The organism is Mucilaginibacter arboris, from assembly GCF_009754915.1.
GTDB classification, from domain to species: domain Bacteria; phylum Bacteroidota; class Bacteroidia; order Sphingobacteriales; family Sphingobacteriaceae; genus Mucilaginibacter_A; species Mucilaginibacter_A arboris.
On sequence record NZ_WPIK01000018.1, the window covers coordinates 25,712 to 38,662 of the forward strand.

Sequence of the window (12,951 nt, forward strand, 5' to 3'; positions counted from 1 at the left end):
CGGGAAAAGTTTAAACAAGTACATTGCTAAAAATTTGAACATCGTTTTTTTTGATCTGTTTAAATAAACGCAACACCAGTTTTTACCCGGTAAAAGAAGCATTAACTAATTGATTGTTGATCGGGAAAAGTTTAAACAAGTACATTGCTAAAAATAATCCAGGTACTTTCTTATCAGATTAAAGTTTTCCTCATCATAACAAACAAAAATTACTTGCATAATTTCATTACTGCCTTGCATGAAATTTCGAACTGCTTGTACAGCAATACGTGAGGCTTTTTCTTTTGGAAAACGATAAACGCCCGTACTGATATTGGGAAAAGCAATGCTGGTTAACCGATGTGCCGCTGCTAATTTTAAAGAATTGGTGTAACAATCTGCTAATTTTTCTTCCTCCTGTTTTTTGCCGCCATTCCAAACAGGCCCAACCGTATGGATAACATATTTTGCAGGAAGATTGCCACCAGTGGTAATTACAGCTTCACCGGTTGGGCAACGGCCTAGCCTGGCTACAATTGCTTTACACTCTTCCAGAATTGTTTTACCACCAGCACGATGGATTGCGCCATCAACTCCTCCTCCGCCTAATAACGATGAATTAGCGGCATTTATAATTGCATCTGCCGCAATTTTTGTAATATCGCCCTGAACAACTTGCATGTCTTGCTTATCTGGCATAATATATTAAGCAGCCAAAGCAGCATACTGTTTTTATGCACTAAAAAATCTTGCCCGGATTTAAAATGCCGTTTGGGTCGAAAACTTTTTTAATACCGCGCATCAGGTTTAAATGGATTTCAGAAAATTTAAGCGGCATGTAACCCTTCTGCACCAAGCCAATTCCATGTTCGCCAGATAAAGTTCCGCCTAAAGAAATGGTTAATTCAAAAATTTCGCGGATACCGTTTTTAAGATTATTGTTCCAGTCGTCATCGCTCATATTTGCTTTGATGATGTTTACATGCAAATTGCCATCGCCCGCGTGTCCGTAGCAAACCGATTCAAAACCATATTTTGCACCAATTGCTTTAATACCTTTCATCAGTTGCGGTAAAGCTGCACGCGGGACTACCGTATCTTCTTCTTTATAAACTGAATTTGATTTGACCGATACAGCCATTGTTCGGCGTAAACGCCAAAGTTCTTCTTTTTGTGCCGATGAACCTGCAAACAATACCTCTGTACAATGATGCTGTTCTAAAACTTCGTTGATCTTTTCACAATCAGAAAATAAAACATCCTGATTATTACCATCTACTTCAATCAACAAAAAAGAAGAAACTTCGGGTTTTAGGTCAAAGCTGATGGCATCATGTTCCATTACCCACTCTACCCCTTTCCGTTCCATAAATTCTAATGCCGAAGGAATTACACCGGCACGGAAAATTGCAGAAACAGCAGAACAGGCATCTTCATCCGTTTGAAAAGAAGCCAGCAACAGCATATCTTGTGTTGGTTTTGGCACTAATTTAACTACAATTTTAGTGATGATACCCAATGTCCCTTCCGAACCGATCATCAGTTGCGTAAGGTTATAACCGGAAGCAAATTTCAAAGTATTAGCACCCGTCCAGATGATTTCTCCTGTTGGCAAAACCACTTGCAGATTTAAAATATATTCCCGTATTGTTCCGTATTTTACAACTCTTGGTCCACCGGAACCGTGCGAAACATTTCCGCCAATAAAACAAGAACCTTTACTGGCCGGATCAACCGGATAAAGCAGCCCTTTCTCTGCCGCTGCATCCATAAAAACTTCGGTAATTACACCGGGTTCTACTGTAGCCTGCAAGTTATCTTCATCAATTTCCAGGATGTGGTTAAATTTTTCCATTGCCAGCAGCAAACCACCATTTACCGGTAAAGCACCACCACTTAAACCAGTACCTGCGCCGCGGGGCGTAACCGGAATTTGATTTTGATTAGCCAGTTTCAACAATTCAGAAACCTGCTCCGGCGTTTGCGGCTTTACTACTACCTGCGGATAAAAATGCAAGTCTTCCGTTTCATCGTGACTGTAATTTTCCAGATCATTTTGATCGGTAAAAACAGCATCAGTGCCAGCAATAACTTTGATTTGCTGCAGGATATCTTCGTTAATTAAATTAAAACTCATACTTCTTTTATCCAGGTAATTTCTACAAGCGAATATTTTACTTCGCCGGGCAATGGCGGATTTAGTTTTTTAATACCAACTTTAACTGTTTCTAAAAATCGAAACTCAGAACGAATTTTTACGATCATTTCCTGTACCAGCGTTTCTAACAATTTTCTTGGCTTTTTCATTTCATCCGCCAAAATAGAATGCAGTTTTTCATAATTTACGGTGTTGGCAATTTCATCATCTCCAATACTTTCACTTCTAAACCCTACTTCCGCATCTACTAAAAATTGGTTTCCCAAAATTTGTTCTTCCGGATAAAAACCGTGGTAAGCAAAGAATTTAACTTCGTGGAGGGCAACTTTAATCATGCGGATAAAGTTATGGAATTAATAGAATTTTTAATTTTATGACTTTGCTGCTGACTTTAATTAGCATTAAATATTTTCTAATCTTGCAATCCAATCATTAAAGCGCGGACATTTACTTCTTATTTTTTGCAGGCCAATATCATGTGCTATCGTTGAACCATAAAATGCCTTATTATTTTCTTTATCAGAATAATAACCCTTAATAATTTTTTCTAACCTTTTAGATGGTGCTGTTTCTAAACCATTGTTAATCATTTCCGGATTACTGTTTTTGCTGATGGTTTCCACCAGATAATCATAATCCAGAAATTCTTGTTTTTCAAAGCTGTTATCAAACACTTCTATTTCACTAAATAATAATGCTTCAAACTCATGCAATTGAATATAGGGTATAAATCTTTTTTGTAAACCAGCTTCAATATCCAGAAGCATGGTATCTTCCAGCTTTTTCATTCTACTGTTTTTATCAACTAATTTTTCTGCTTCTTCCCAATCCGGATATTGATGATAACTGTACAAACCATAATAATCGATTAGTGTAGTTACAAAAGCAGTTTTATCTTGCATCAGATGCATTTCAATCTGATGTTTTAAGGCTTGCCAATTAACAATTCCTCCTCAGGTTTTCCTAATTACAGGATTTTGTATGTAAATCCCTTTCGAACTAAAGTATGGCTGCAAAACATCATTACAAAAGGATTGCTCTGTTTGCCCTTCTCCAATAACAATTATTCTTTTCATGTTATTTGGTAAAAGGTTGGGCCGAATTGATTATGTTTCTTTCCCACAAGTCGCCAAGTGTAAATTCTTGAAGCCATATATTTAAAGATTCTGAATTTAGCCGGTTAAAAACAGTTTGTTTTTGTTCCTCACTTTTATCGATTACAATAATATCTTCGGGAGAAAAATTGCTGATAAGCCCTGGGGATTGGGTAGCTGCAATAATCTGAGATTTACCGGAAGCACTTTGAATCATTCCGGCCAATTTTCCAATTGCAAAAGGATGCAAACCTAATTCCGGTTCATCAATAATTATAACTGCGGGAGGTTCCGGCTGCATTAATAATGTAGCCAAAGCAATAAAACGCAATGTTCCATCAGAAAGCTGATAGGCAGAAAAATTAGATTCGGGATCGCCATAATCTATCCAACGTAATTCTATTTCTTTTTCGTTTAGCCGGTTTGGTTCTAAAATGAACTTATCAATATATGGTGCAACAGATTGAATTGTTTTTTCTATCCGGTTGAAAACTTTTGGATGTTTTATTTTTAATATATATAAGAAAGCAGGTAAATTTCTTCCATCCTGTTTTAAATATAAATTATCGTTCAAATCACATTCTCTTCTTAAAAGCGAAGTAGAAGAGGTATCATGAAAATGAAAAATTTGAAGATTTTTTAGATGTTTTCTAAGATAATTATTTCTAAATGAGCTATATTTGAATATGTTACTTTCTAATAAATTGTAATCAATAAAATAATTACTTGACTCACTTTCTCTGTTTACATTGTACCCAGAACCTTCTCTTTCAATATATATCTCGCCATTTACTGTTTGCTCAAGTTGAAAATAGTAAGCGTTATTATTTCCTTTTCCACTGTCGAAAATCAATTTACCAAAGAGATTTTTAGTTGTTTTTCTTCCAAAATATAGTAAATTATCAACCTTTTCTTCCAATACAAACTTTTGCAAACGTTTATTAAAAATGGCATTAATCAGTTTAAAAAATGAGATAAAATTACTTTTACCACTTCCGTTGCTGCCAATTAAAATATTAATTGATTTTAGTTCCATCTCCATTTTTTTGATGGATTTAAAACCTTCTATTTCAATATATCCAATCATAATTAAATTTATGACATTTTAGCTAATTAAGCTGTTAGTGATATTCTTACAAATTTAAATCCATCCTCTAATTGGCTTATACTTAATTTTTGCCGGTAAAAACAGCATCACTCTTCCGAATAAACCGATTGTACCCGGTCGCGCAGGTTATAACCCGAAGCCATTACTTCGCCATAAGCGCCGGCTGTACGGATGGCAATTAAATCACCTCTTTTTGATTCCGGTAGTTCTACATCTGTCCGGAAACAATCTGTGCTTTCACAAATGGGGCCCACAACGTCGTAGGAAGTAATAAGGTGCGGGGTTTGAGTTGCGAGGTGCGAATTGCTGCTGCCTGATAGCTGATTGCTACTACCTGACTGCTGATTGCTAATTGCTTCTTCGTTCTCCGCTCCTTGCTCCCAGCTCAGATTTTCTATCTGATGATATGCCTGGTACAACATTGGCCGGATCAGTTCGGTCATGCCGGCATCCAGAATGAGAAAGTTTTTTTTGATGCCGTTTTTAACATATAAAACCCTTGAAATTAAAGATGCACATTGTGCAACCAAAGCGCGGCCCAATTCAAAATGCACTTCCTGATTTGGATTAACATGCAGAAAATCTTTAAAAACTTTAAAGTAACTTTCAAAATCAACAATGCTGTTTTTATCGGGCAAAAAATAATCTACGCCTAAACCGCCGCCAACATTTAAAACTTTAACTTCAAATCCTTCTTCCTGAAACCACAATTGCATCTCGTTCACTTTTAAACACAGGTTTTGGAAAACGCTGAGATCGTTAATTTGAGAACCAACATGAAAATGAATGCCCAGAAATTTCAGGTTTTTACATTGGCGTAATTTTTCTGCAACGGCAGGCAATTCCCACGTATTGATGCCAAACTTGTTTTCCTCCAACCCGGTTGTAATAAAATGATGTGTGTGTGCATCTACATTTGGATTGATGCGGATAGCAATGCTTGCAGTTTTATTTTTTGCAGCAGCCAGATCGTTTATTACCTGCAATTCCTGAACAGACTCAACATTGAAACAAAAAATATTTTGGTCTAATGCCAGGTTAATTTCTTTATCGGATTTGCCAACGCCTGCAAAAACTATCTTTTCCCGTTTAAAACCATGATTTACGGCAGCAAGCACTTCGTTTCCGCTTACGCAATCGGCACCAAAACCAAAGCTTTGAATGGTATCTAAAACGCGAGGGTTAAAGTTTGCTTTCATGGCATAATGCACCTGAAAATGGTACTTAAAAGAAGCATCGGCACAAGCTTTTAAAGTAGCTTTTAAGCTTTGCAGATCGTAATAATAAAAAGGTGTTTCTAATTGATGGAAACGGTTTACAAGCGCAGAATTGAACATAACAGTATTTTATCCGGCAGTTGAAGCAGTATTTTTTATTCTGACAGAAAACCGGACGGCAAAAATAAAATTTTAAGCTTGTAATTGTTGTTCAGGAAATAATATTTCAAACTTAAAACAAGAGAAAATGATTTTTACTTGCTAAAAGAAGCATTAGCCGTTTCGATTAAAAAACCTCGCCTAAGTTTACAAATAAACCATGTGAACCATTAATGCCGAAACCATAATCGATACAAATATTTGTAGCAGAGCGTTTGTTAAATTTGATCCGTAAACCTGGCCCGTACCCAGGTATTACTTTTTGAAAACGATTGTTTGGATAATCAGAAAAAGTTTCTCCGTTTACAAATAAAACTCCTCCGAAAAATCCATTATTTGTTAAATCAAACCTATACTCAGTTTCAGCATATAACATGTTTTTCCCTCGAAACCTGCCTTGTGCGTAACCTCTTCCTGTGTTTCCCGCCATATCCCAACCCGTACTTGGTAAATCAAAATAAGGCGGCTGGCCGCTTAAAGTAAAGTTTTCCAGTGTCCAAAAAGCCAGAACGCTTTTACCGGATGTGGTTAGCGGAATGTATTTTCTGAAATCGAAAGATAACAATTGCCAGTTAGTATCGCTGCCAAGTAATTTTAAATCAGGGCGATAAATCAGGTTTACATAAGTGCCGTTACGTGCATTGATAGAATTTTTGCGGTTATCATACAATAAATTAAAAGCGATACCTGATGATACAGATGTAGTTGTTTTACCATAAATCTGGTAATCTGTAACGGACTGATTTGGTTTTCCGTTTTCCATAATATCATAATGATAATCCAGGTTGTAACCTAAACCACCGTAAAAGTTTTTTTCCAGCTTCTTTAAAACAGTTTCATAAAACCGGACAAAATTATATTTCATGGGGTTTAACTCATCCAAAGAAGTTAAACTGCCTAAACCATAAGTGTTCTCAGGAAATTTATACAAGCGAAAATCTCCTACAAAATTGTAATCATTGTCTTTAGACCAAACGTTGGAAATAATCCGGAAAGTAAGCTGACTCTTTTGATTATAGGATAAAATAGAAATTACAGACGATAAATTCTCATGCTGTAATGGTTCTGCAAACCAGGCAACATTACCGGTTAAACTTGCTGCTAAACCGGTAGAAAGTGTATAACCAGCGGATGGAACAACGGAATAATTAAACCGTTTTGTAATTGGATTTATAGGTTGCGAGCCCTTTTTATGAAATAATTTATGAAGATAATCAATTATATCTCGTTGAGATGCAAGGCTGTCCTGCTGTTTACGAAGCGTATCTGAAACGGCAGGATTTGCAGGAAGAGCTTGCTCTGATTGTGCAAATAGTTTTGCTGAGAAACTGAAAAGAAAAATACAATACAGGATAAATTTATTTTTATTCGTCATCCTGATTTTTGTTGATTAAAAGAAGCATTTCAGTAAGACGAAAAAACAACAAAAAAAGTTTAATATAATTCTAATCAGGAGAAAAATTCTTCCAGCGAACCAAAATATGCTGTATTCCAGCCTTCTACAATATCTTCATAATCCTCATCTGGAATGTTGGTATGTTTTAACTCTGCCGAAGTACCGTGTTTATCAGGATGAAGCTTAATGGTTACAATAGATTCTGCTTCCTGATCGCCAAAATACCATTGTTGAACAATCTTTTTTCCTTCTATAAATTCTATATTTCTTCCTTGTATGCTGCCTTCCCATAAAGAAAATTCAGAATCTGGTTTGGCCGTCATTTCTGCCTGTTCGCCAGTCCAGATTTCAATACTAACCGGATTAGTTAAGGCCATATAAACATCTTCAGGTTCTGCCGGGAGCAAATAATACTTTTTGTAATCTTTCATTTAGTTTTATAATCCGGACCTAACTATTTGTTTAATTATTTTTTAAGTTAACAGCTCAGGGTCAGTATTTTTAATCAACTCGTCCAGTTCGTTGCTGCATTCCCTTAAAAACTCTATCGCTTCTGATAAAGTCTGGTCAGGACTGATAGATTGATCCAATACAGATTGGTCTAAAACATTTACCAGCCCTAAGATATTAGCAAGTGGTTTTCTGGCCAGATGAAAATTAAAATAAGCTAAATTTTTAAGTTGTTTGTTTTTTGATTTCAGGCCGATCTCTTCCTCCATCGCATCTTCCAGCATTGAACGGTAAAGCTTTTTTTCTGTTATGTCTGTCATGGTAAAAATCCTTGCTTCTTTACCTTGATAAATAATAGCCGATACACAGGCCTCCACATAAATTATTTTCCCTGTACGGCTTACTAAACTGATTTCTTTTTTTAGCGGTTGCTGTGCAAAACTGCTTTCTGATATTAATTTTAGTAATTTCTGATGCTCTTTTTGAGGTATAAATTCCTGTATAGATTGTGCCGTAACCTCTTCTCTGCTATAGCCAAAAGCTCTAACTGCTGCATCATTAACTTCCAGTATAGCCTTTAATTCTATATCAGTTATCCACATGAACTGATTACTGTAAAAGAAAAAATTTTTCAGGCTTTTATCTTTAAAATTTAATAAAGGTGTTATCAACATGCTGAAATTTTTACAAAAATTAGAAATTTATCTTAAACAACGTTCAATTTTTATAATAAATATTCCGGTTAAAAAATTATTGTTTCGGTTATTAGTAGTTTACTTAATGCCCTACTTACTATTTTTACAGCTTAAAACTATACACCAATAGTAATACAAATTATCCTGATTATTTATAACTGATAACATCTTTACAATTTCCGCGCCAATAGCTATTAGCCGGTTTTCAACAAATTTTTAAAACATTGAATATTAAAAGTTGAGGTTGTTTAAACTTTTTGGTACCAATTTCAATTTGGTCCTCCAATATGCCCAGGTTTGGTGCCCATGCTTCTTTTACCGGGTAAAATTGGTGTTTGTATTTAATCACTAAAGACCTATAAGGTTTTGAAAACCTTATAGGTCTTTAGTGATTGGTTAATATTTTTTAGCTGATAAAAGAAGCATGGGCACCAAAAAACAAACCTAACGACCAACATTTTTAGGCGATAAAAGAAGCATCGGCCCAAAAAAAGAGGGCCAGAAAAAAAGTTTAAACAACTTCGTTTTTAGTATTTTATCTTTTCGCTAACAAAAAAAATTATTTAAAAACAGAACCAGGAAAAAGAGCGTATAAAATACCCCATTTTGTAGAAAAGATGTAAATATAAAAACGGCTAAAGTTATTACGATTAAAAATATTACCTTTGCCCGGCAAATAATTAACCTATAAATTGTTTGCTATGCAATTTGATCCCGCCAAGTTTGTTGCTGAAGGTTTAACTTATGATGATGTATTGCTGGTACCGGCATACTCCGAAGTTCTGCCCCGCGAAGTTGATACCAGGTCTTTTTTAACGCGTAAAATAAAGTTAAACGTTCCCATTGTTTCTGCTGCGATGGACACCGTTACCGAAGCTGCTTTGGCAATTGCTATTGCACAGGCAGGCGGAATTGGTATGTTACACAAAAACCTCAGCATACAGCTCCAGGCTGATGAAGTGCGTAAAGTAAAACGATCTGAAAGCGGCATGATCCAGGACCCAGTTACTTTAAAGAATGATGCCGTAATAGCAGATGCTGTAAAAATTATGAAGGAGTTTCGCATTGGCGGGATTCCGGTTGTAGATGCGGGCCATCGGCTAACCGGCATTATTACCAACCGCGACCTTCGTTTTCAAAAAGAAATGGGAAAGCCGGTACGCGAAGTAATGACGAAAGAAAACCTGATTACCGCGCCGCTTGGTACAACTCTTTTAGAAGCAGAAGAAATTTTACAGCAACATAAAATAGAAAAACTTCCGGTAGTTGATGCAGAAGGCTGTTTATCTGGCTTGATCACTTTTAAGGATATTCAAAAATTTAAAAACTTTCCGGATGCTTGTAAGGATGAGCATGGCCGTTTACGTGTTGGTGCTGCCGTTGGCGTTACTGCCGATACTTTGGAACGTGTAGATGCGCTGGTAAAAGCAGGTGTGGATGTAATTACGATTGATACGGCGCACGGCCACTCAAAAGGTGTAATTGACCGCTTAAAAGAAGTAAAAGCAAAATTTCCGGATTTGCAGGTAATCGTAGGAAACGTGGCAACCGGCGAAGCAGCAATCGCGTTAGCAACTGCCGGAGCTGATGCTGTAAAAGTAGGCATTGGCCCGGGTTCAATCTGTACAACACGCATTATTGCTGGTGTTGGCGTTCCTCAATTGTATGCCGTTTACGAATGTGCAAAAGCTTTAGAAGGAAGCGGCGTTCCGGTTATTGCAGATGGTGGCATTAAACATACCGGCGATATCCCGAAAGCAATTGCTGCAGGTGCAAGTTCTATCATGGCTGGTTCTTTGTTTGCTGGCGTAGAAGAATCTCCGGGAGAAATTATTATTTATGAAGGCCGCCGTTTTAAATCCTACCGCGGAATGGGTTCTATTGAAGCGATGGAACAAGGCTCAAAAGACCGTTATTTTCAGGATGTGGAAGATGATATTAAAAAATTAGTACCCGAAGGAATTGTTGGCCGAGTGCCTGTAAAAGGAACGCTTGCCGAAGTAATGTACCAGTATGTTGGCGGCTTACGTGCAAGTATGGGTTATTGCGGCGCTGCTAATATTGAAGCTTTGCAAAAAGCAAAATTTGTACGGATCACTTCTGCCGGTATCCGCGAATCGCATCCGCACGATATTACCATTACCAAAGAAGCGCCTAATTATACGCGTTAACTATAATGCTTCTTTTATCAGGTAAAAATATGTGCCTTTATTTTTGGTATAATTTTTTAGGTGGTAAAAGAAGCATGCAAGATTTTAAAAGTTGTTGTAATCTTGAATATAATATTATTCTACAGCTTCCGTCCAGTTTTTATCTCCGCAATTCGGGCATTTATTTTTGACATCGAAACCTGAACCTTGTGTAAGCCCACAAGTCTGACAAACTTGTATCTCATCATGTTTTTTAAACTGTGATTGAAAATCTTTATCCCAATGTGGAATGATCGATAAACCGGGTTTTGGTTTTTCTTCTTCTATCAAAGTAAAAGAACCGCTGGCTTCCATATAAAAACGCTTTACACTGCCCAACTGCTTAATGTTTTTTGATCGAAGCTGGGCTACCAAACGCTCGCGTGTTAATCTGGATTTTTTCATCGTTTCCAAATCCATCACCGAATCTTTAACCAGCATACCAACATTTCCCTGAGAAAACTTTTCAAATTTCTGGTCTTTAAAAGATTTTGCTGCAATCCAGCGTGCCACAACTACTACTATCAAAGCAATAATTACTGCCGGTAAAATACCTCTGTCTGGCGCCTGCAATGGAACACCAATCGCCGCAGCAAGCGAAACCATTGCAGCCAAATCATTACGACTTAATTGCGATGACATCCGTTTGCCCATTAAACGTATGGCAACGAGCAATAACAAGTAAAATACAATTGCCCTGATTACTACCTCAACATAAAAACTTCCCGGTACATCGCCTACCAATATCCTTGCCCAATCGGTTAAGTGCATTTCACTTGGTTTCATCAGTTTTTTAGTTTATAGCGTTTATCCACTCTTTATGTCCGCAATCTGCACAGGGTTCGTTATTGTTATTGGGCTTAACATAACCACAATTAATACATGCTAATAATTCTATAGGTTCTTTACTCTTGATAGCAGGCTTTTGCGCCGCCACAATTTCTTTATCATCAGGCGGATAAATAGGCAAACCGGGTTTAGGCGTTGCTGATTGAAAAATACTAAAGATACCGCAAGCTTCCAGATAAACCCGATCTACTATACCTAAGTTAAATACATTTTCCTGCCTTAACTCTGCATAAAGCTGTTGGTGCGACACCCTTACTTTTTTCATTTCTGTTAACTGCAAAATCCCATCTTTTACCAGCATACTTGCCTTTCCCTGCGTTAAATCTTCAATCTTACCACTTTTAAAACCCAGCAAACTAATACCTCTCTGAAAAAAAGCAATGCAAATTAACAATATGCCGCCTTGCAAAAGTCCACGGTCTGGCACTTGCATCGGCACAGATACAATTGCACCAATTGTTAGCATTACGGCCATTTCCATTAAAGTTAGCTGTCCGCTCATCCGCTTGCCCATCCATCTTACGATAAAAAGCAAACCGATGTAAATGATAATGGTGCGAAAAAAAACTTCGATTAAAAATTCAGGAGGCGCCAGGCCAAACAAAATCCGTTTTATATCCTCCAGGTGGATTTCATCCTTTTTCATAAATTTTTACACTACTGATTTTAAAAAAATCATACAAATATTGTTTTTTAATAACTGGCTTTGCCTTTATTGTCCCAATGGTCTTTTAGTATTTCGCCACTGCTGCCCTCTTTTAATCTCCTGGCAAAACGTTCTCCCTTTATTTTTCCGTTTTCGTCTTTTTGTCCCATAAATAATAAAATTGGACGGCCGGCTTCATCTGTTTTAAACACCAGGTCGTAACGCTTAAACCTGGTTTCTACCATTGTTAACGGTTCATAAGTTTTATTCAGTACCTTCAAAATTTCATTACCTAATTCCATCTGCTTTACAAAATTTGTGTTGATGTTTTTGATAATTGATTTAATGCTATTGTCGGTTGACTTTGTAAATAAATGACAAAAGTTGCAAATTATGCTTTTTCTGCCGATTCAATAAAAAATCCACAAGAAGTAATGTTTTGTATTTTTATCAGAATCTTTGTTTGATATACAATTGTTACTCAAACCGGCGGGACTTCCTTTTAAAGATTAACTACTTATTTAACAAAAGCAATATTATTTTAAACCGATGACAAAAAGAGAAATTTACTTGGTTGTAGCTACAGTTTTAGTAATGTGCATCCCAATGTCCATTTTAGCTTATCAATCCAAACAGTTCAGCAATTTGCCTTCTTCAGTTTTTGATTGGAACTCCATCAAAGCAGTTAAAACAAAAACCGGGGAAAAGCGGCAGTTTTTCGATTCGCCAACTGCTACCTTGGATAACTTGGAATGCCATGTTTCTACCTTAAATCCCGGCGAAACTGCTCATCCGCCGCATCAGCATCCCGAAGAAGAATTAACGATTGTAAAAGAAGGTACTGTTGAAGTTTTGGTTAACGGCGAGTTGAAAAAAGTTGGAACAGGTTCTATCATATTTTCGGCAGCAAACCAATTGCACAATATTAAAAATGCAGGCACAACGCCTGCAACTTATTATGCTATTAAATGGAAATCGGCTAAAACAACAAACGCCGTTAAAACTAATTAA

At 36.7% G+C, this 12,951-nt stretch carries 14 protein-coding genes; 2 read left to right on the plus strand and 12 right to left on the minus strand.

What is annotated here, in order from left to right; all coding sequences use genetic code 11:
- Window positions 1–147: 147 nt before the first annotated feature.
- The 9 genes from GO621_RS16415 to GO621_RS16455 form a co-directional block, all read right to left on the minus strand.
- Window positions 148–678, minus strand: a complete 531-nt coding sequence (locus tag GO621_RS16415; RefSeq protein ID WP_198170290.1) for an O-acetyl-ADP-ribose deacetylase — start codon at window positions 676–678, stop codon at window positions 148–150.
- A gap of 40 nt (window positions 679–718) precedes the next feature.
- Window positions 719–2,116, minus strand: a complete 1,398-nt coding sequence (locus tag GO621_RS16420; protein WP_157569023.1) for an FAD-binding oxidoreductase — start codon at window positions 2,114–2,116, stop codon at window positions 719–721.
- Window positions 2,113–2,472 carry a dihydroneopterin aldolase gene (gene folB, locus GO621_RS16425; RefSeq protein WP_157569025.1) on the minus strand — a complete coding sequence of 120 codons (360 nt, stop codon included), beginning with the start codon at window positions 2,470–2,472 and terminating at the stop codon, window positions 2,113–2,115. The genes GO621_RS16420 and folB overlap by 4 nt, the downstream gene beginning before the upstream one ends.
- A 66-nt stretch (window positions 2,473–2,538) precedes the next feature.
- On the minus strand, window positions 2,539–3,084 hold the full coding sequence (locus GO621_RS16430; protein WP_394350191.1) for a DUF4276 family protein: 546 nt from the start codon (window positions 3,082–3,084) through the stop codon (window positions 2,539–2,541).
- Between the two features lie 130 nt (window positions 3,085–3,214).
- On the minus strand, window positions 3,215–4,318 hold the full coding sequence (locus GO621_RS16435; RefSeq protein ID WP_157569027.1) for an AAA family ATPase: 1,104 nt from the start codon (window positions 4,316–4,318) through the stop codon (window positions 3,215–3,217).
- 107 nt (window positions 4,319–4,425) lie between these two features.
- Window positions 4,426–5,676: a diaminopimelate decarboxylase gene (gene lysA / locus GO621_RS16440; RefSeq protein WP_157569029.1), complete on the minus strand. Its 1,251-nt coding sequence runs from the start codon at window positions 5,674–5,676 to the stop codon at window positions 4,426–4,428.
- Between the two features lie 166 nt (window positions 5,677–5,842).
- A complete protein-coding gene (locus tag GO621_RS16445; RefSeq protein WP_157569031.1) occupies window positions 5,843–7,090 on the minus strand; it encodes a BamA/TamA family outer membrane protein in 1,248 nt (415 codons plus the stop codon).
- A 74-nt stretch (window positions 7,091–7,164) separates the two neighbouring features.
- Window positions 7,165–7,542 carry an SRPBCC domain-containing protein gene (locus GO621_RS16450; protein WP_157569033.1) on the minus strand — a complete coding sequence of 126 codons (378 nt, stop codon included), beginning with the start codon at window positions 7,540–7,542 and terminating at the stop codon, window positions 7,165–7,167.
- A gap of 42 nt (window positions 7,543–7,584) precedes the next feature.
- A complete protein-coding gene (locus tag GO621_RS16455) occupies window positions 7,585–8,235 on the minus strand; it encodes a PAS domain-containing protein (protein ID WP_157569035.1) in 651 nt (216 codons plus the stop codon).
- Window positions 8,236–8,957: 722 nt separating this feature from the next.
- On the opposite strand from GO621_RS16455, the gene guaB reads away from it, so the two are divergent.
- On the plus strand, window positions 8,958–10,427 hold the full coding sequence (gene guaB, locus GO621_RS16460; RefSeq protein WP_157569037.1) for an IMP dehydrogenase: 1,470 nt from the start codon (window positions 8,958–8,960) through the stop codon (window positions 10,425–10,427).
- Window positions 10,428–10,541: 114 nt separating this feature from the next.
- Here guaB and GO621_RS16465 read toward each other — a convergent pair whose 3' ends face one another.
- From GO621_RS16465 to GO621_RS16475, 3 genes are read right to left on the minus strand one after another with little or no spacing between them, the layout of a single operon-like run.
- Complete coding sequence (locus GO621_RS16465; protein ID WP_157569039.1) at window positions 10,542–11,231, minus strand: YetF domain-containing protein; 690 nt, start codon at window positions 11,229–11,231, stop codon at window positions 10,542–10,544.
- 7 nt (window positions 11,232–11,238) lie between these two features.
- A complete protein-coding gene (locus GO621_RS16470) occupies window positions 11,239–11,940 on the minus strand; it encodes a DUF421 domain-containing protein (RefSeq protein WP_157569041.1) in 702 nt (233 codons plus the stop codon).
- Window positions 11,941–11,987: 47 nt separating this feature from the next.
- Entirely contained in the window at window positions 11,988–12,242 is a 255-nt protein-coding gene (locus tag GO621_RS16475) for a hypothetical protein (protein WP_157569043.1), read from the minus strand.
- Window positions 12,243–12,489: 247 nt separating this feature from the next.
- Here GO621_RS16475 and GO621_RS16480 point away from each other — a divergent pair, with 247 nt between their 5' ends.
- On the plus strand, window positions 12,490–12,951 hold the full coding sequence (locus tag GO621_RS16480; RefSeq protein ID WP_157569045.1) for a cupin domain-containing protein: 462 nt from the start codon (window positions 12,490–12,492) through the stop codon (window positions 12,949–12,951).

Coding starts and splice junctions, on each gene's coding strand:
- folB (WP_157569025.1), bottom strand. CDS start 2,472: ATGATTAAAGTTGCCCTCCACGAAGTTAAATTCTTTGCTTACCACGGT.
- GO621_RS16415 (WP_198170290.1), bottom strand. CDS start 678: ATGCCAGATAAGCAAGACATGCAAGTTGTTCAGGGCGATATTACAAAA.
- GO621_RS16475 (WP_157569043.1), bottom strand. CDS start 12,242: ATGGAATTAGGTAATGAAATTTTGAAGGTACTGAATAAAACTTATGAA.
- GO621_RS16445 (WP_157569031.1), bottom strand. CDS start 7,090: ATGACGAATAAAAATAAATTTATCCTGTATTGTATTTTTCTTTTCAGT.
- lysA (WP_157569029.1), bottom strand. CDS start 5,676: ATGTTCAATTCTGCGCTTGTAAACCGTTTCCATCAATTAGAAACACCT.
- GO621_RS16455 (WP_157569035.1), bottom strand. CDS start 8,235: ATGTTGATAACACCTTTATTAAATTTTAAAGATAAAAGCCTGAAAAAT.
- GO621_RS16480 (WP_157569045.1), top strand. CDS start 12,490: ATGACAAAAAGAGAAATTTACTTGGTTGTAGCTACAGTTTTAGTAATG.
- GO621_RS16465 (WP_157569039.1), bottom strand. CDS start 11,231: ATGAAACCAAGTGAAATGCACTTAACCGATTGGGCAAGGATATTGGTA.
- guaB (WP_157569037.1), top strand. CDS start 8,958: ATGCAATTTGATCCCGCCAAGTTTGTTGCTGAAGGTTTAACTTATGAT.
- GO621_RS16420 (WP_157569023.1), bottom strand. CDS start 2,116: ATGAGTTTTAATTTAATTAACGAAGATATCCTGCAGCAAATCAAAGTT.
- GO621_RS16450 (WP_157569033.1), bottom strand. CDS start 7,542: ATGAAAGATTACAAAAAGTATTATTTGCTCCCGGCAGAACCTGAAGAT.
- GO621_RS16435 (WP_157569027.1), bottom strand. CDS start 4,318: ATGATTGGATATATTGAAATAGAAGGTTTTAAATCCATCAAAAAAATG.
- GO621_RS16470 (WP_157569041.1), bottom strand. CDS start 11,940: ATGAAAAAGGATGAAATCCACCTGGAGGATATAAAACGGATTTTGTTT.